Here is a 17,868-nt window from a genome sequence, read left to right as displayed (position 1 = left end):
GTGTGAATTCGCGCACAAGAGATTACTCGCCGGTAGTGACCGATTTGACGCGGTCCTGACCGTCCTCGCAGATGAGGGCGCATGTCAGGACCGCGTCGGCGTTCCACCGCTTCCCGCCGGGGCTTCATGGGTGTTTGACCGGCCGGTCACGCCCTGGTAACACCAATCAGTGACGCTGAACTCACAGCACGTACACCCGTCACCCGAGGGGGACCTCACCCATGCAGGCCGCGCCGCCCGTCCGCGCCACCGCGATCCCGTCCTTCACGACCGCACTGCGTGCCGTCGAGTCGCTGCTGATGAGCAGCGGTCAGCGCACCGCCCGCCGCAACGCGTGGACCTCCGTGCTGGAGGACCGCCGTCGCGCCAAGGACCGCGTCGAGACGCAGCGCGTCATCGAGCAGTCCCTGTCCGTCCGCCCCTGACTCCCGGCCCTCCCCCAGGAGCCCCCGCGGGCACTGCCGTCGTCGGCGCTTGTGGGGCCACGTAGACTTCGTGGCATGGCGAGGAAGGAACCTGCAGCGGACGCTGCGAACCCCGGGCGACTGAAGCAGATCGCCCTGACCTACAAGATGACCCGCAGGGCCGACAAGAAGATCGGTCTTGTACTCGCGGCAGTCGGAATCGTCACCTTCGGTGTCTTCCTCGCGATCGGTTTCTTGATCGGTCACCCCATCTATCTCGGCATCCTGGGCCTCCTGCTCGCCTTCCTCGCGTCGGCGATCGTGTTCGGGCGCCGGGCCGAGCGGGCCGCCTTCGGGCAGATGGAGGGACAGCCCGGCGCCGCGGCGGCGGTGCTCGACAACATCGGCCGGGGCTGGACGACGACCCCCGCGGTGGCGATGAACCGCAACCAGGACGTGGTGCACCGCGCGGTCGGCAAGGCCGGCATCGTGCTGGTCGCCGAGGGCAACCCGAACCGGGTGAAGACCCTGCTGGCCGCCGAGAAGCGGAAGATGAACCGCATCGTCGCGGACGTCCCCGTGCACGACCTGGTCGTGGGCACGGGCGAGGGCCAGGTCGAGCTGAAGAAGCTGCGGACGACCATGCTGAAGCTCCCGCGCGTCCTGACCGGCCCGCAGGTCACGGCCACCAACGACCGGCTGCGCGCCCTCGGTGACCTGATGAGCAACATGCCGCTGCCGAAGGGGCCGATGCCGAAGGGCATGCGGCTGCCGAAGGGCGGGCCGAAGGCTCGCTGACACCCCGCACACGACATGAGCGAGGGGCGCCCGGTGTGACCGGGCGCCCCTCGCTCATGTCGGTCGGTTCGTTCCCGGGTCAGATGCGGACCTCGACCGTGCCGGCGAGGCGGTCGTGCAGGCCGCGGCCGTCGCGGTCCCAGATCAGGGCGGGGATCGCGAGGAAGAGCAGGACCGTGCGCAGTGCGGCGCGCCACGGGCTGACCCGGCCGGTGTCCAGGGCGAGCACCCGCAGGCCGAGCAGGCGCTTGCCCGGAGTGAAGCCGACCGAACCGACCGTGAGGACCATCAGCGCGAACATGATGAGCGGCGCCCAGATCTGGGCCGCCTCGTTGTAGCTCTGGGTGATGAGACCGTATGCGATCAGGAGGCACAGACCCCAGTCGACCGCGAGGGCGACGAGCCGGCGGCCGGGGCGGGCGATCGAGCCGGGCCCCTCCTCGGGCAGACCAAGCTGCTCACCCCGGTATCCGAAGTCGACACCGGCCTCTTCCGCGGCCGCGCGGGGCCCGGAAAGCCACGATCCGAGTGCTTGCCTGTTGTCCACCCGTCCACGGTACTGCGCCCCTGAATGACCAGCGCACGGCGGGGTGTGTCCGGGCTACGGTGGAGGGTGAGCCGGTTAACTTGTGCGAAACAAATGAGTCACGCCCGAGAAACCACCCGTCCCTAGGGTCGAGGTCAGCGTGTGCCACCCGCACTGGCCGCACGAACGAACTACCACCCCGGCGGGACGGTCGGGAGTAGGAGGAGCTGGATGTTCCAGAACGCCGACGAGGCCAAGAAGTTCATCGCGGACGAGGACGTCAAGTTCATCGACGTCCGCTTCTGCGACCTGCCGGGCGTGATGCAGCACTTCACGATCCCCGCCGAGGCCTTCGACCCGGCCGAGGAGCTCGCCTTCGACGGCTCCTCGATCCGCGGCTTCCAGGCCATCCACGAGTCCGACATGGCGCTCCGCGCGGACCTGTCGACCGCCCGGGTCGACCCGTTCCGCCGCGACAAGACCGTCAACATCAACTTCTTCATCCACGACCCGATCACGGGCGAGCAGTACTCCCGTGACCCGCGCAACGTGGCGAAGAAGGCCGAGGCCTACCTGGCGTCGACCGGTATCGCGGACACCGCGTACTTCGGCCCCGAGGCCGAGTTCTACGTCTTCGACTCGGTCCGCTTCTCCACCTCGGCGAACGAGAGCTTCTACCACATCGACTCCGAGGCCGGCGCCTGGAACACCGGTGCGGTCGAGAACAACCGCGGTTACAAGGTCCGCTACAAGGGCGGCTACTTCCCGACCCCGCCGGTCGACCACTTCGCCGACCTGCGTGCCGAGATCTCCCTCCAGCTGGCCGCCTCCGGCCTCCAGGTCGAGCGCCAGCACCACGAGGTGGGCACCGCCGGCCAGGCGGAGATCAACTACAAGTTCAACACGCTGCTCGCCGCGGCCGACGACCTCCAGCTCTTCAAGTACATCGTGAAGAACGTGGCCTGGCAGAACGGCAAGACCGCGACCTTCATGCCGAAGCCGATCTTCGGTGACAACGGCTCGGGCATGCACGTCCACCAGTCGCTGTGGACCGGCGGCCAGCCGCTCTTCTACGACGAGGCCGGCTACGCGGGCCTGTCCGACACCGCCCGCTACTACATCGGCGGCATCCTCAAGCACGCCCCGTCGCTGCTGGCCTTCACCAACCCGACGGTGAACTCCTACCACCGTCTGGTCCCGGGCTTCGAGGCGCCGATCAACCTGGTGTACTCGCAGCGCAACCGCTCCGCGGCCATGCGTATCCCGATCACGGGCTCCAACCCGAAGGCCAAGCGCGTCGAGTTCCGTGCGCCCGACTCCTCCGGCAACCCGTACCTCGCCTTCTCGGCCCTCCTCCTCGCGGGCCTCGACGGCATCAAGAACAAGATCGAGCCGGCCGAGCCGATCGACAAGGACCTCTACGAGCTGGCTCCCGAGGAGCACGCCAGCGTCGCGCAGGTGCCGACCTCCCTCCCGGCCGTCCTCGACCGCCTGGAGGCCGACCACGAGTTCCTGCTCCAGGGTGACGTGTTCACCCCGGACCTGATCGAGACGTGGATCGACTACAAGCGCACGAACGAGATCGCGCCGCTGCAGCTGCGTCCGCACCCGCACGAGTTCGAGCTGTACTTCGACGTGTGATCGTCGCCTGATCAAGGCTCGCGCCCGCGCCCCCGCTGTCGTTTCCGACGGTGGGGGCGCGGGCGTTTGTTCTATTCTTGGGTCAAGGACCACACGGGGGTGGAGCGGGAATGCCCGAGCACGAACAGGACGACGAGCAGCGCGAGTTCGACCTCAGATGGGCGGACGGAGCCGAGCACAAGGAGCCCTCGGCCCGGGCCCGCATGCTCGCCGCGCGCTGGAAGCACAACCCGCCCGGGCCCGTGCCCTTCCGCCCCGAGCCGGAGCACCTGTCCCGGCGTCGCTCCTCCTGGATCTCGACCGCGCTGGTGCTGGGCTGCGTGGCGGCGGTGATCGTGCTGCTGGGGTACATCGACTTCAGGGCGCCGTACTAGGGCCTGTCCGCGCGAGCGGCTGATGCTAGCGTCCGGCCCCGTGAGCGACAGCGTGTATGTGGGCAACGCCGGCCGGGACGCGGCGCTGGACCGGGGGTGGCTGCTCGGGCACTTCAAGGACGCCGGGGATCCACGGCACAGCGAGGCCGTGGAGATCAAGTGGGGTGTGCACCCGCCCGGCGACGAGCGCCCGCAGTGGGTGAGGGGTGAGAAGCGGACGGCGCTCCTGGTCCTGGTCAGCGGGCGGTTCCGGGTCGAACTGCCCGGGCGGAGCGTGCTGCTGGAGCGGCAGGGGGACTACGTGGTGTGGGGGGCTGGTGTCGATCACTCGTGGCGTGCCGAGGAGGAGTCGGTCGTGCTGACGGTGCGGTGGCCGTCCGTGGCCGGCTACGCGGTGACCGCCGGCGGCTGACGGCTTTGCCGGTCCTGGGGGTGATCACGACCCCTTCATGGCAGGGCCCGGGTGCAGACTGGCGGTGGGACGAGTCCGTGACTGCGGGGTGAGGCAGATGCACAGCCGCTTCCGGAGCGACCGGCGGTTGACCACCCGGATGGGGATCACGCTGTTCCTGCTCGGATTGTTGTACGTGGGGTTCGTCGCCGCGTTGATCGTGCTGCTGAGATCGTGGGTGCTGGTCGTGGTGGTCGCGGCGGCGCTGCTCGGCGCCCAGTACTGGTTCTCCGACCGGATCGCCCTGTACGCCATGCGCGGGCGGGTCGTGCAGCGGGAGGAGTATCCCGAGCTCTACGCGGTGATCGACCGGCTGTGCGCCCTGGCCGACATGCCGGCGCCGGTGGTCGCCGTGTCCGCGATGGACATGCCGAACGCGTTCGCGACGGGGCGCAATCCGGATCACGCGGTGGTGTGTGTGACGACCGGGCTGCTGCGGCGGCTGGAGCCGGCCGAGCTGGAGGGTGTGCTCGCGCACGAGCTGTCGCACGTGGCGCACAAGGACGTCGCCGTGATCACCGTCGCGTCGTTCCTCGGGGTGATCGCGGGGCTGATCGTGCGGTTCGCCTTCTACTCGCAGCTGTTCGGCGGGGGCCGCAGGGACCAGAACACGGCCGCCGTCTTCGCCGCCGTGATGGGTGTGTCGGCGGCCGTCTACGCGATCAGCTTCCTGCTGATCCGGGCCCTGTCCCGGTACCGCGAACTGGCCGCGGACCGGGCGGCCGCGCTGCTCACCGGCCGGCCCTCGGCACTGGCCTCCGCGCTCACCAAGGTCTCCGGCGACATCGCCCGCATCCCCGCCAAGGACCTGCGCACGGCCCAGGCCTTCAACGCCTTCTACTTCACGCCGGCGCTGGGCCGTGAGCCCGGGATCGCGCGGCTCTTCTCGACCCACCCGAGCCTGGAGCAGCGGCTCGACCAGCTGGGCCGGATCTCCGCCGAGCTGGGCGAGGCGGCGGCCCCCGGAGGGATGTGACCGACTCATGGGACTGCTGGACATCCTGCTCGGCCGGACGAAACCGGTCGGGGCGGATCTCGACCGGCTCTTCGCGCTGCCCTCGGCGGCCGTGACGCTGGAGGCCGCTGCGGGCTTCACGCCGACCGGGCGGGGCGCGGTGTGCTTCGCCACCGTCGAGGGCGCGGCCTTCGAGCAGTCCCACCGCGAGGTACAGGCCCTGCTGGACGCCGACACCGACCGCGAGGGCCCGCCGGTGGAACTGCGGCAGGACGACTACGGCTATTCGTGGCTGGTCTCGCGCCGCTCCCCCGACCGGCTCTCCGCACTCGTGAACGACCTGCACGCCGTGAACAGCCAGCTGGAGGTCAACGGGTTCGGTCCCCAACTGCTGTGCTCCCTGGCCGGGTTCGAGGATCACTCCGGCCGGCGGCTCGCGCTGGTCTACCTCTACAAACGCGGCACGTTCTACCCCTTCGCGCCCCTGCCGGACGGCACGGAGCGGCGCGACAACCCACTCGAACTCCAGGTGCGGGCCGCGCTCTCCGGTGATCTGCCCCTGGAGCCGGACCTGGGCCGCTGGTTCCCGGTGTGGGGGGCTCCCGGGCTGTGAACGCCCCTCATGGGCCGGGGCCGCGTGAGTGAATGGCCGCGTGAGTGAATGGCCGTATGAGTGAGCTGATCCCTTTCCATCACGCCGTCGGCGGCGAACGGCTCAGCGGACTGGCCACCGGTGGTGGCGGGCCGGCCCGGGCCACGGTCGTCCTGCTGCACGGCGCCGGCACCGGGAGCAAGGAACGGCTGATGCCGCTGCTGACGGAGTTCGCCGCGCACGGCTGTCACGCCCTCGCCTTCGACTTCTCGGGGCACGGGGAGAGCACCGGCCTGCTGCGGGAGCTGAGCCTGCGCCGCCGCTTCGAACAGGCCGTCTCCGTCATCGACGCACACGTGCGCGGGGACGCGCCGCTGGTCCTGGTCGGGTTCAGCATGAGCGGCCAGACGGTGGCGGACCTCGTGGGGCATTACGGGGACCGGGTGGCGGCCCTGGGGCTGTGCGCTCCGGCGGTGTACGGGGCCGAGGCGTGGGACGTGCCGTTCGGCGCCGGTGACGGGCGGTTCAGCGAGATCATCCGCAGGCCCGGGAGCTGGCGCGCGGCCCCGGCGCTCGACGTCCTGCGGGCGTTCGAGGGGCGGGCGGTGCTCGTGGTGCCGGGCACGGACGAGGTGATCCCGCCCGCCGTGACGGAGGCGTTCTCCGAGGCGCTGGCCCGGCGGGCCCAGTTCACCCACTGGGAACTCCCGGACGCCGAGCATCGGTTGGGCCTGTGGTTCCGCGACCACCCCGGCGACCGGCGGGAGTTCGTCACCGCCGTGCTGACCGGGCTCGGCGAGCAGGGCTGGACGGCGACCCGCGCGTGGGTGGCCAAGCAGCTCCCCGAGGACCGTACGGTCGACAAGTCGGCCTTTCTGACCGGCGGCTGGAGCGCCCAGATGCGGCGGCTCACCCTCGACGACGGCACCGAGCTGGCGCTGCGGACCTTCGTGAAGCCCTTCTTCCGGCGGCACGCGCCCGGGCTGCTGGCCCGCGAGGCGGAGATCCTCACGCTGCTGGCGGAGCAGGAGGGCGTGCCGGCCGCCGAGCTGATCGGTGTCGACGCGACCGGCGAGCACTGCGACCATCCGTCCCTGCTGATGTCGGTGCTGCCGGGGCGGGTCCGGGTCGACGAGGAGGATGCCGGCCCGCGGGTGGACCTGCTGGCGGGTCAGCTGGCCCGGATCCACCGGATCGTCCCCCGGAAGCGTCCGCGTGCCTACCAGGCGTGGACGTCTCCGGCGACGGTCCCGGCCGGGTGGGAGCGGGCCGTGGACGTCATCCGCCGCGATCCCCCGCCGTACGAGGGCTGCTTCCTGCACCGGGACTTCCACCCCGGGAACGTCCTGTTCACGGGGTCGGGGGCCGGTCTGCGGATCAGCGGTGTCGTCGACTGGGTGGAGACGTCGTGGGGGCCCGCCGACCTGGACGTCGCCCACTGCTCGACGGCCCTGGCGCTGCTGTCCGGCCCCGAGTACGGCCTCGGTTTCCGGGAGCGCTACGAGGCCCTGGGCGGGCGGCGCCTGGCCGACGGCCCCGAGCATCTCTACTGGCGGCTGCTCGACGCTCTGGCCTACGTCCCCGACGCGGCGAAGCTGGCGGGGCCGTGGCGGGAGCTGGGCCGGACCGATCTGACGCCGCGGGTGCTGAGCGAGCGGCTGGAGGCGTATGTGGAGGGGCTGATGGAGCGGTACGCCTGAGGGGGCGGGCCGGTCAGGATCACGCCGCGCTTCCGCACACCGCTGGAGAAGGAGCTGACGACGGGCTGAGGCAGGCTCTGCTGCCGCGCCTCACCACCCGTCACGCGCGCGCTTTCCGTCACCCGCCGGTGATCGGGCTGAGGCAGGGCTCGCTGCCGCGCCCACCCGCCCGTCACGCGTGCTCTCTGATCCCGCCGGTGATCCCCGCACCAGGCCGGGCGGCATGAACGAGCGCCGGGCGCCCCGCGATTCGGGGCGCCCGGCGCTCGGAGCGGAGCGGGTCAGCGGGCGTAGCGCATGAAGGCCCGCACCATGTGGCACGTCGTGTCCGACGGCGGGTGGACGCCGATCTGCTCCGCCGTGTCGCGGATCGTCTCGTTGCGGGCCTGGTTCGGCATGTAGACGCCCGAGTCGAGCAGGGCGATGGCCAGGCGCATCGCCTTGAGCCGGCGGTTGTGCGTCACGTACCACTGGCGGGGCCGGCCCGGCGGCAGCGGCCGCTTCTCCACGGGCGCGTACGGCAGGTCGAGCAGGACGGGACGCTTCGCGGTGGACTGGGTGGGCAACGGCTTGGACTTCAGGGCGGCAGCGGGCACGGGCATCCTCCTGTCGCGTCGGGCGGCTCACCGAAGACGTCGGCATCCCCGGCGCCACCCTCGAACACTGCTCACAGTTTACCGCCCGGCACTGACAACGGGGAGTCCGCAAGGAGCCGCAAAACACCAGGTGGGAAAGGGAATTGGCGTCACGTCACGGCAGATCCGCGAGGTGCGGGTGAGGCGCCAGAAATTCGAACAAGACGGTCGGCGCGTACCGTGTGCGCATGGAAATCTGGATCAACCCCGCGTGTTCGAAGTGCCGCAGCGCCCTGACGCTGCTCGACGCCGAGGGCGCCGACTACACCGTCCGCCGCTACCTGGAGGACGTGCCGAGCGAGGACGAGATCCGGGGCGTGCTCGACCGCCTCGGTCTCGAACCCTGGGACATCACCCGCACCCAGGAGGCCGACGCCAAGGATCTCGGGCTCAAGGAGTGGCCGCGGGACGCCGGTTCGCGCGACCGCTGGATCACGGCGCTCGCCGAGCATCCGAAGCTGATCCAGCGGCCCATCATCACCGCGGACGACGGAACGGCGGTGGTCGGCCGCACCGACGAGGCCGTACGGGACGCCCTGTCGCGTTGACCAGCCACTCTTGCCCGTGTGGCGCAGGTCACTTGAGTGACTCCTGTAACCGCTGAGTAACCTCGTTCGGTATCTCGTACATAGCGGCGTACGCTCCCCTACCTCTCAGGAGGCGCGCATGTCGCGCAGGAGAACTCTCGGTACGAAGAAGAAGATCGCGCTGCTGGTGAGCGCGGCGACGGTGGCGGGAGGCGGGGCCTTCGTCATGGCGAGCACGTCGAACGCCGCGCCGACCCCCAAGTCGGCGTCGGAGTCGACGGTCTGCCTGGGTCTCGCCACCGCCCTCGGCAACAACCAGAAGTTCATCGCGGACCAGCGGGCCAACCTGGACGCCCAGTCCGAGGCGCGGATCGCCAACCGCGAGGCGGTCGTCGCGGAGATCAAGCGGAAGCAGGAGGCGTCGGGGTGCGCCGTCGGGGAGTCGGCTCAGGACTCCCAGACCGCACAGCCGTCGCAGCCCGCCCAGTCGGCACAGCCGCCCGCGGCATCGGCGCAGCCGTCGCAACCCGCCGCGTCGGCCCCGGCCGGAAACACCGGCGGCGGTGCCGCCGCCTCCGGGCAGCAGGTATGCAACGGCTCCACGGTCACGCTCTCCGGCGAGGGCGGTGCGCCTGCCGCGTCCAGCAACCAGTTCCCGGCCGGCACGAAGCTGAAGGTCACCAACCTGGACAACAACAAGTCCACGACGGTGGAGGTCACTTCGGTCTCCGGCAGCTGTGCGCTGCTCAACAACGCGGCCTTCGAACAGGTCCGTGAGCCCGGCAAGTTCCTGATCCGCCGGGCCCTGATCGAGAAGGTGGGGTGACGCCGTACGACCCAGTGAACCGATGAGGCGGCGGCCACCCCCTCGGCCGCCCACCTCGTACGTGTCACCGGTCCTGCCGCCCCCGGCCAGGGGCGGCAGGACCGGCGTATGCGGGCCCGCGCGGCGCGGCCTCTCGGCGTGACGGGCGGCACAGCGTCACCCGGTAACACGGGGTTCACATGCGAGCAATGGCCGGGAAATCGCCTGTTGCCAGGCTGCCGGGCAGCAGACGCGGCGCCCCGGTGCCGCAGCGCCGCACAGCACCCGCGATACGCGCCCGGACACACCCGAGGATGAGGCCCGTGACCTTCAAGGCTGAGTACATCTGGATCGACGGCACCGAGCCGACGGCCAAGCTGCGTTCCAAGACCAAGATCATCACGGGCGCCCCCGCCGGTCTGGACGCGCTGCCGATCTGGGGCTTCGACGGGTCCTCCACCAACCAGGCCGAGGGCCACTCCTCGGACTGCGTCCTCAAGCCGGTCTTCTCCTGCCCGGACCCGATCCGCGGCGGCGACGACATCCTGGTGCTGTGCGAGGTCCTGAACATCGACCTCACCCCGCACGCCAGCAACACCCGCGCGGCGCTGGCCGAGGTCGCGGAGAAGTTCGCGGCGCAGGAGCCGATCTTCGGCATCGAGCAGGAGTACACGTTCTTCAAGGACGGCTACCCGCTCGGCTTCCCCAAGGGCGGCTTCCCGGCCCCGCAGGGCGGCTACTACTGCGGTGTCGGCGCGGACGAGATCTTCGGCCGTGACGTCGTCGAGGCGCACCTGGACAACTGCCTGAAGGCCGGTCTCGCCATCTCCGGCATCAACGCCGAGGTCATGCCCGGCCAGTGGGAGTTCCAGGTCGGTCCGGTCTCCCCGCTGGAGGTCTCCGACCACCTGTGGGTGGCCCGCTGGCTGCTCTACCGCACCGCCGAGGACTTCGACATCGCCGCCACCCTCGACCCCAAGCCGGTCAAGGGCGACTGGAACGGCGCCGGTGCGCACACCAACTTCTCCACCAAGGCGATGCGCGAGAGCTACGACGCGATCATCACCGCGGCCGAGTCGCTCGGCGAGGGCTCCAAGCCGCTCGACCACGTCAAGAACTACGGCGCCGGCATCGACGACCGCCTCACCGGCCTGCACGAGACCGCCCCGTGGGACAAGTACTCCTACGGCGTCTCCGACCGCGGCGCCTCGGTCCGCATCCCGTGGCAGGTCGAGAAGGACGGCAAGGGCTACATCGAGGACCGCCGTCCCAACGCCAACGTCGACCCGTACGTGGTGACGCGGCTGCTCGTCGACACCTGCTGCTCGGCGCTGGAGAAGGCCGGCCAGGTCTGACCTGTCCCGCAAGCTCCCCGAGGCGCTCACCGTTCGTGGTGGGCGCCTCGGTTCGTCTGGCCGCGGCGTCGTGACCTGTCGCGCGGTTCCCCGCGCCCCTGACGGGCGCGGTTGTCCAAGCAGTGAGAGGAGGGTCCCCGTGACGGATCAGCTCTGCTTCAATGGAGTCATGGCCAGCCACCAGAAGTGCATCGCGACGGGTCGTCACGACCTTGAGCCCTTCTGGCCGTCCCGTCAGCACGACGACTTCGACCGGGTGTGTTGCCGCGCGATGAACGCGCCGGCCCTCTAAAGCCGTACACCCCGGCCTTCGGCCAGCGCGAACCGCGTACGTCCCTCGGCGAGCCCGACCACGAATCGCGGCCGTCGACCTCCCCGACGAACTCCTCGCGCGAAAGAGCTGACCTCTCATGGCGACCACTCGTTCTCTGTCCACCGCCGCCCCTCTCAACGCCCCCGCGCCGCACGGCCCCCGGCACCGGCTGCGTGCCGTCGACCGGGACGAGGTGGTAACGGTCGCGGACCTGCTGCCGGGTGCCACCTGGCTGCCGGCGCCGCCGCACACCCTGCCCACGCTGCCGGGGCAGCCGCCGATGGTCGGCTACCTGGTGCTCGTCCCTGCCGACCAGCAGCCGCCGTTCCCGGTGGCGGTGCCCGACCTGCCGCGGGCCGCCGGGCCGGAGCCCGCTGCCGAGCCCGCTGCCGAGCCGGGCGGGGAGCCGCTGATCCGCGTCGACACCGTGCAGCGCACCGCCCAGGTGGCCGGGCGGCCCCTGGACCTCACGTATCTGGAGTTCGAGCTGCTGGCGCACCTGGTGGCGCACCCGGGCCGGGTGCACACCCGCGACCAGCTGGTCGGCACGGTGTGGGGTTACGGGCACGTGGGTGACGGCCGCACGGTCGACGTCCACGTCGCCCGGCTGCGCCGCAAGCTGGGTGCGGAGCACCGCGACACGATCCGGACGGTGCGCCGCGTCGGCTACAAGTACGTGCCCCCGACGGGACACTGACGTCCCGGGCGACCGGGCGTGCTCCGTCTGCTGACAGCAGATCCCTGTTCCGCCCCCTCGCCCGGCCGGGCAGAGTCACCGGCATGAGGCTTCTGATGCTGGGCGGTACGGAGTTCGTGGGGCGGGCCGTCGTGGAGGCGGCGCTGGGACGGGGCTGGGACGTGACCGTCTTCCACCGGGGGCGGCACGAGGCCCCGCCGGGCGCACGGTCGCTGCTCGGCGACCGCACCGCGCCCGGCGGGCTGTCCGCCCTGGCCGAACACCCGGGCGAGTGGGACGTCGTCGTCGACACCTGGTCGGCTGCGCCGAGCGCGGTGCGGGACACGGCGCGGCTGCTGCGGGGCCGCGCCGGCCGGTACGTGTACGTGTCGAGCTGCTCGGTGTACGCGTGGGCCCCGCCCGCCGGGTACGGCGAGGACGCGCCCGTGGTGGAGGGGGCGTCGGCCGACGCGGAGCAGACCGCGTACCCGCAGGACAAGCGGGGCGGTGAACTGGCCGTGCTGGACGCCTTCGGCGCGGACCGGTCGGTGCTCGTACGATCCGGGCTGATCCTCGGCCCGTACGAGAACATCGGCCGGCTGCCCTGGTGGCTGGGCCGCACGGCGCGCGGCGGCCCGGTGCTGGCGCCCGGCCCGCGTGAACTGCCCCTCCAGTACGTGGACGTCCGCGACCTCGCCGGGTGGATCCTGCACGCGGCCGAGCAGGAGCTGAGCGGGCCGTACAACCTGGTCAGTCCGCAAGGGCACGCCACCATGGGCGCGCTGCTCGACGCCTGCGCGCGAGTCACCGGCGGCACCGCCGAGCTCCGCTGGACCGAACCCGGGGTGATCCTGGAGGCGGGCATCGAGCCGTGGACCGAGCTGCCGGTGTGGGTGCCGCCGGGCAGCGACCTGCACGACGCCCTGCACAGCGCGGACGTCTCCCGGGCGGTCGGGGCCGGGCTGGTCTGCCGGCCCGTCGAGGAGACCGTGGCGGACACCTGGCAGTGGCTCCAGGACCTCGGGGGCGTGGCGCCCCAGCGCCCGGACCGGCCGCGCTCGGGCCTCGACGCGGAGGTGGAGGCGAAGGTTCTCGCGTCCGGCGCCGGTGCCTGAACAACCCGGCCGGGGTGTACGTAGCACCACCCCCGGGCCGGGTGTCCCGGCCCCGTGACCAGGCGCGCGCGCTCGACGAGACTGACGCCATGACCACGGACACGATGAACGGCGACGGGCGGACGACAGGGCGGGGCATCGGGCTCGCCGCGGTGCGGGGGCTGGCGCTGGCCCTCGTCTCCCTGCCGGGGGCGGTGCTGTGCTTCTGCCTGTCCCTGGTCTCGATCGCGCTCATCCCGATCGGGGTCGGGCTCGTCACCACGCCGTACGTGCTGACGGGGGTGCGGGCGTTCGCCGACTGGCGGCGGGTGCTCGCGGCGGAGTGGGGCGGGGTGCGGATCCCTCCGGCGTACCGGCCGCTGCCGAAGGACGCCAACCCCTGGTCGCGCACCTTCGGGATGCTGCGCGACCCGGCGACCTGGCGGGACCTGCGGTGGCTGCCGGTCGACATGACCGCCGGATTCGTCACGGCGCTGCTGCCGGCGGCTCTGCTCCTCTATCCGCTGGAGGGGTTCGCGCTCGCGATCGGGCTGTGGCGGGTCTTCCCCGACGGGTACTGGTACGGGTTCGTGCCGGTCACCGGGCAGGCCTCCGCGTTCGGTGCGGCGGCCCTGGGCCTCGTGCTGCTGTTCCTCGCGCACTTCCTCACCCCGCGCCTGCTGGCCGTCCACTTCCGGCTCACCCGGGCCGTGCTCGGCGGTAACCAGCGGGAACTGGCCGAGCGGGTACGGGTCCTGACCGAGACCCGGCGGGACGCGGTCGACGCCTCCGCGGCCGAACTGCGGCGCATCGAGCGGGACCTGCACGACGGGGCCCAGGCGCGGCTGGTCGCGGTCGGCATGGACCTGGGCACCATCGAGGCGCTCCTCGACAAAGACCCCGCCCAGGCCAAGGAGTTGATCGCGCAGGCGCGGAAGTCCTCGGTGGAGGCGCTGGCCGAGCTGCGCGAGCTGGTGCGCGGCATTCACCCGCCGGTCCTCGCCGAGCGGGGCCTGGGCGACGCGGTACGGGCGCTGGCGCTGCGGCTGCCGGTGGCCACCGAGGTGAGCGTGGACCTGCCCGGGCGGGCCCAGGCGCCGGTGGAGTCGGCCGCGTACTTCGCCGTGAGCGAGCTGCTCGCCAACGCCGTGAAGCACTCGGGCGCCGACCGGATCTGGATCGACCTGCACCGGGCGGACGGCATGCTGCGGGCGACCGTCACCGACAACGGCAAGGGCGGCGCGGTGATCGGGGCCGGTTCGGGGCTGGCCGGGATCGAGCGGCGACTGGGTACATTCGACGGCGTCCTGGCCGTCAGCAGTCCCGCGGGCGGCCCCACCATGGTCACCATGGAGATCCCTTGCGCGTAGTCCTGGCCGAAGACCTCTTCCTGCTGCGCGACGGACTCGTCCGGCTGCTCCAGGCGCACGGCTTCGAGATCGCTGCGGCCGTCGAGTCCGGTCCCGAACTGGCCGCCGCGCTGGCCGAACTGGACCCGGACGTCGCCGTCGTCGACGTACGCCTGCCGCCCACGCACACCGACGAGGGCCTGCAGTGCGCGCTCGACGCCCGCCGGCAGCGGCCCGGGCTGCCGGTGCTGGTGCTCTCCCAGCACGTGGAGCAGCTGTACGCGCGTGAGCTGCTCGCCGACGGCACCGGCGGGGTCGGCTATCTGCTGAAGGACCGGGTGTTCGACGCCGAGCAGTTCGTGGACGCCGTACGGCGGGTCGCCGCCGGGGGCACGGCGATGGACCCGCAGGTCATCCAGCAACTGCTGGCCCGCCGTTCGGGCGACGACCGGCCGCTGGCGCGGCTGACGCCCCGGGAGCTGGAGGTGCTGGAGCTGATGGCGCAGGGCCGGTCCAACGCGGCGATCGCCGGGAAGCTGGTCGTGACGGAACGGGCGATCGCCAAGCACACCGCCAACATCTTCGCCAAACTGGGGCTTGAGGTCTCGGACGACGACAACCGGCGCGTGCTGGCGGTTCTCGCGTATCTCGACCACGGGCGATGAAACCGGACGGGCCGCCTCACCCACCGTGGATGATTCACAACTCCCGGTGCCAAAGGGGCTGTTGAGGGCACAGAGTCCTCACGAATCTCGCATCAATTTCCGAGACCTCTGAACACCTCTGGGACGCCCTCCGTATGGAAGGGAGCCGCTTCACTCCTGTCGGGCGCCTCGATGCCCCCGAAAAAGGAAGTCAGAGGAGTTCCATGGGACGCAACACAAGAAAACGCCGTACGCCGCTGGCCACCAAGGCCATTGCCGCATCGGCGGCCCTAGCGCTCGGTGGGGGCGGGCTGATCTGGGCAAACTTCTACGCCTCGGCGCACGAGGAGAACTCGGCGAACCAGACGAAGTCCGCGGGCGCACAGATCGCCACGATCCAGTGCCCGGACGTCGGACAGAAGCTGACCGATGTGCCGGACGGTGCCCGCCAGGGGGTGGACAAGGAGCTGGCCAACCTCGACAAGCAGATCAGCGAGGCCTACACCCGGCTCGCCTCCACGCGTCAGGCCCAGGCCGGTGACGCTGGCTTCGTCGACAACGCCATCCTCGGCCCGCTGAAGTCGAAGCGCGTCGCGGTCATCGACCGGATCGGCATCAACATCCGGCGGGTGGGCGGACAGGCCCCGGGCAACCTCGAGCAGCTGGCCGCCTGCAAGGGCATGGCCGCCGAGGCCAACACCAACGACGGCCAGGCCGGCGGTGACCAGAACAACGACGGCCAGAACAATGACGGCCAGGACCAGGGCGGTCAGGACCAGGGCGGTCAGGACCAGGGTCAGGACAACGGCGGCCAGGACAACGGGCAGGACCAGGGCGGCAACGGCGGCCAGGCCGACAACGGCCCCGTGGCGGACGACTTCATCAACATCCAGGACGTCCAGCCCAACTCCCGCAACCTGCCGAACGGCCTCGCCGCGAACGGCGACGGCGGTTCCACGGGCACGTTCACCACGAACTGCGGCACCAACGAGAACGAGAACCGCAACTCGGACAACGTGATCGTGGCGCCGGGTGTCTCCAACGGCGCGCAGCACCAGCACGACTACGTCGGCAACCAGAGCAACAACGCCTTCGCGAGCGACGAGGACCTGGCGAACGCCCAGACCACCTGCCAGAACCAGGGCGACAAGTCCTCGTACTTCTGGCCGGTCCTGCGGATCCAGGACGGTTCGGACGACATCGACGCCGGTCAGCCCGGCGGTGGCCAGGACGGCAACGTCGGCAAGATCGTCGAGCCGGCCGAGGCGCAGCTGAAGTTCGTCGGCAACCGCACCAGCGACGTCGTGGCGATGCCGAAGGCCCTGCGCATCATCACCGGTGACGCCAAGTCCTTCACCAACGGCCTGAACAACGCCAACACCTCCTGGAGCTGCACCGGCTTCGAGGACCGCCAGGTCACGGACAAGTACCCGCTCTGCCCCGAGGGCAGCTCCGTGGTCCGGACGTCCAACTTCCAGAGCTGCTGGGACGGCCAGAACATCGACAGCGCCAACCACCGCACCCACGTGGACTTCGTGGAGGCGGACGGCAGCTGCTCGAACGGCTTCAAGGCCATCCCCCAGCTCCAGGTCCGCCTGGTCTACGACGTACAGGCGCCGCAGATCAACAACGGACAGGTGCAGAACGCCTTCGCGGTCGACTCCTTCCCGGAGCAGCTGCACAAGGCGATCACCGACCACAACGACTTCATCAACTTCTTCGACGAGAACGTGATGAACGAGATGGTCCAGTGCATCAACAACGGCGAGGACTGCCAGTAGTCCTGGTCCGACAAAGCCGAAAGCCGGCGGTGGGAATTCCCACCGCCGGCTTTCGGCTTTTCCGCCCCGGGGCGATCAGCCGTGGTGGCTGCTGCCGCCGCCGTGACCGCCGCCCTTGTTGTGGCTGCCGCCGGGGTTCATGTGCTCGGAACCCTCCTCCATCGTGCCGCCGAGGGTGCCCTGGAGCGCGGTGACCGTCTTCTGCTGGCCGACGGCGACCCACTTGCGTCCGACGAGGTAGTAGCCGCCGTAGTCCTTGGCGCTGTTGAGCCACTCGCGCTGGCCGCGGTCGGTGGCGAAGGTGGCGAGGACGTACTTGTCCTTGCCCTTCTTGCACAGGGCCTGGCGGATGGTGTCGGCGTCGGTCTGCATGTCCGGCTCGCAGTCGGCCTCGGCCGCGATGTGCTCCAGGCTGCCGCTCACCTCTTTGGGAACGGCAGCCTCGTCCTTGCCGCCGGATCCGCCGCAGCCGGTCAGCGCCAGTATCGCCACCGCGCCGCTCAGCGCGAGCATCGGTCGGGTCACCCTCATCTGTTCCTCCGGTCCTCATCGGCACGGTCCTGCCACGGCACGATCCGGACGCATGCCGCACGGAGCCCCGGCAAGAGGCTCTCGCTTTCGATACGGCTGCGGCGCCCGCCGTGCTCAAAATCCCGCTGCCCCGGTGTGCACGCGTGTGCGAGGGTGTCCCGGTGGATCAGGACTGGGAAGACCGTGTGGCCGCCCTCTGGGACCGTTTCGACGACTACGCCGAGACGGAGGAGGACGAGGCCCGCTTCCGCGCCGACGTCGACGCCCTCGTCGCCGAGCTGCCCGAAGGCAGTCCGCACGCCCCGTTCGAGCAGGCCTGCGCCTGGGACTCCACGGGCCGCTCCGACAAGGCGGTCCCTCTGTACCGGGAGGCGCTGGAGCTCGGCCTCGCCGACGTGAGCCCCTACAAGGCCCGCCGGACGAAGATCCAGCTGGCCAGCTCCCTGCGGAACATCGGCCGGGCCGAGGAGGGCGTCGCCCTGCTGACGCCCGAACTGGTCGCGCCGTCCGACGAGCTGGACGACGCCGTACGCGCCTGTCTCGCCCTGTGCCTGTCGAACCTCGGCCGCGACCGGGAGGCCCTGGCGCTGGCCCTGGGCGCCCTGGCCCCGCATCTGCCGCGCTACCGGCGGTCGATGGCGAACTACGCCCGGCTGCTCGTGGAGCCCGGGCAGCACCCGGGGGCGTGACGCTCCGCTTCCAGGTGACCATCCCCCG

At 71.0% G+C, this 17,868-nt stretch carries 20 protein-coding genes; 17 read left to right on the top strand and 3 right to left on the bottom strand.

All coding sequences use genetic code 11. From position 1 onward, the window contains the following. Positions 1-221: 221 nt before the first annotated feature. Positions 222-425: an SCO2195 family GlnR-regulated protein gene (locus OO68_RS31465; RefSeq protein ID WP_030837456.1), complete on the top strand. Its 204-nt coding sequence runs from the start codon at positions 222-224 to the stop codon at positions 423-425. A 75-nt stretch (positions 426-500) separates the two neighbouring features. Then, positions 501-1,202, top strand: a complete 702-nt coding sequence (locus OO68_RS31460; protein ID WP_033312590.1) for a DUF4191 domain-containing protein — start codon at positions 501-503, stop codon at positions 1,200-1,202. 79 nt (positions 1,203-1,281) lie between these two features. Here OO68_RS31460 and OO68_RS31455 read toward each other — a convergent pair whose 3' ends face one another. Beyond that, complete coding sequence (locus OO68_RS31455; RefSeq protein WP_033312589.1) at positions 1,282-1,749, bottom strand: RDD family protein; 468 nt, start codon at positions 1,747-1,749, stop codon at positions 1,282-1,284. 210 nt (positions 1,750-1,959) lie between these two features. On the opposite strand from OO68_RS31455, the gene glnA reads away from it, so the two are divergent. From glnA to OO68_RS31425, 6 genes are all read left to right on the top strand, one after another. Then, complete coding sequence (glnA, locus tag OO68_RS31450) at positions 1,960-3,369, top strand: type I glutamate--ammonia ligase (protein WP_033312588.1); 1,410 nt, start codon at positions 1,960-1,962, stop codon at positions 3,367-3,369. A gap of 110 nt (positions 3,370-3,479) precedes the next feature. Beyond that, positions 3,480-3,743 carry an SCO2583/SCO2584 N-terminal domain-containing protein gene (locus OO68_RS31445; RefSeq protein WP_033312587.1) on the top strand — a complete coding sequence of 88 codons (264 nt, stop codon included), beginning with the start codon at positions 3,480-3,482 and terminating at the stop codon, positions 3,741-3,743. A gap of 40 nt (positions 3,744-3,783) precedes the next feature. Then, positions 3,784-4,155, top strand: a complete 372-nt coding sequence (locus tag OO68_RS43205; protein ID WP_033312586.1) for a cupin domain-containing protein — start codon at positions 3,784-3,786, stop codon at positions 4,153-4,155. A 97-nt stretch (positions 4,156-4,252) separates the two neighbouring features. Then, on the top strand, positions 4,253-5,170 hold the full coding sequence (htpX, locus tag OO68_RS31435) for a zinc metalloprotease HtpX (RefSeq protein WP_033312585.1): 918 nt from the start codon (positions 4,253-4,255) through the stop codon (positions 5,168-5,170). Positions 5,171-5,177: 7 nt separating this feature from the next. After that, a complete protein-coding gene (pspAB, locus tag OO68_RS31430) occupies positions 5,178-5,762 on the top strand; it encodes a PspA-associated protein PspAB (RefSeq protein ID WP_033312584.1) in 585 nt (194 codons plus the stop codon). Between the two features lie 56 nt (positions 5,763-5,818). After that, entirely contained in the window at positions 5,819-7,441 is a 1,623-nt protein-coding gene (locus tag OO68_RS31425; protein WP_033312583.1) for an alpha/beta fold hydrolase, read from the top strand. A 281-nt stretch (positions 7,442-7,722) separates the two neighbouring features. On the opposite strand, the gene OO68_RS31420 is transcribed toward OO68_RS31425, so the two are convergent. Further along, positions 7,723-8,037, bottom strand: coding sequence for a hypothetical protein (locus OO68_RS31420; RefSeq protein WP_033312582.1), 315 nt, complete (start codon positions 8,035-8,037; stop codon positions 7,723-7,725). 227 nt (positions 8,038-8,264) lie between these two features. On the opposite strand from OO68_RS31420, the gene OO68_RS31415 reads away from it, so the two are divergent. The 8 genes from OO68_RS31415 (at position 8,265) to OO68_RS31380 (ending at position 16,620) form a co-directional block, all read left to right on the top strand. Next, positions 8,265-8,624, top strand: a complete 360-nt coding sequence (locus OO68_RS31415; protein WP_033312581.1) for an arsenate reductase family protein — start codon at positions 8,265-8,267, stop codon at positions 8,622-8,624. A 118-nt stretch (positions 8,625-8,742) separates the two neighbouring features. Further along, positions 8,743-9,429, top strand: a complete 687-nt coding sequence (locus OO68_RS31410; RefSeq protein WP_033312580.1) for an SCO2207 family protein — start codon at positions 8,743-8,745, stop codon at positions 9,427-9,429. Between the two features lie 302 nt (positions 9,430-9,731). Next, positions 9,732-10,763: a glutamine synthetase gene (glnII, locus tag OO68_RS31405; RefSeq protein WP_033312579.1), complete on the top strand. Its 1,032-nt coding sequence runs from the start codon at positions 9,732-9,734 to the stop codon at positions 10,761-10,763. 410 nt (positions 10,764-11,173) lie between these two features. Then, complete coding sequence (locus OO68_RS31400) at positions 11,174-11,773, top strand: winged helix-turn-helix domain-containing protein (protein WP_033312578.1); 600 nt, start codon at positions 11,174-11,176, stop codon at positions 11,771-11,773. An 83-nt stretch (positions 11,774-11,856) separates the two neighbouring features. Beyond that, on the top strand, positions 11,857-12,867 hold the full coding sequence (locus OO68_RS31395) for an NAD-dependent epimerase/dehydratase family protein (protein WP_033312577.1): 1,011 nt from the start codon (positions 11,857-11,859) through the stop codon (positions 12,865-12,867). Positions 12,868-12,956: 89 nt separating this feature from the next. Next, positions 12,957-14,216, top strand: a complete 1,260-nt coding sequence (locus OO68_RS31390; protein WP_033312576.1) for a sensor histidine kinase — start codon at positions 12,957-12,959, stop codon at positions 14,214-14,216. Beyond that, a complete protein-coding gene (locus tag OO68_RS31385) occupies positions 14,207-14,860 on the top strand; it encodes a LuxR C-terminal-related transcriptional regulator (RefSeq protein ID WP_033312575.1) in 654 nt (217 codons plus the stop codon). The genes OO68_RS31390 and OO68_RS31385 overlap by 10 nt, the downstream gene beginning before the upstream one ends. Positions 14,861-15,063: 203 nt before the next feature. After that, positions 15,064-16,620, top strand: coding sequence for a DUF1996 domain-containing protein (locus OO68_RS31380; RefSeq protein ID WP_033312574.1), 1,557 nt, complete (start codon positions 15,064-15,066; stop codon positions 16,618-16,620). Positions 16,621-16,695: 75 nt separating this feature from the next. Here OO68_RS31380 and OO68_RS31375 read toward each other — a convergent pair whose 3' ends face one another. Beyond that, positions 16,696-17,151, bottom strand: coding sequence for a hypothetical protein (locus tag OO68_RS31375; protein ID WP_078625570.1), 456 nt, complete (start codon positions 17,149-17,151; stop codon positions 16,696-16,698). 161 nt (positions 17,152-17,312) lie between these two features. On the opposite strand from OO68_RS31375, the gene OO68_RS31370 reads away from it, so the two are divergent. Then, entirely contained in the window at positions 17,313-17,840 is a 528-nt protein-coding gene (locus OO68_RS31370; protein WP_033312573.1) for a tetratricopeptide repeat protein, read from the top strand. The last annotated feature ends 28 nt before the right edge of the window (positions 17,841-17,868 follow it).

The organism is Streptomyces iakyrus (assembly GCF_000717055.1).
GTDB lineage: Bacteria > Actinomycetota > Actinomycetes > Streptomycetales > Streptomycetaceae > Streptomyces > Streptomyces iakyrus.
The sequence above is the reverse complement of the archived record's forward strand: the minus strand, read 5'-3'. Positions and strand labels throughout refer to the sequence as shown.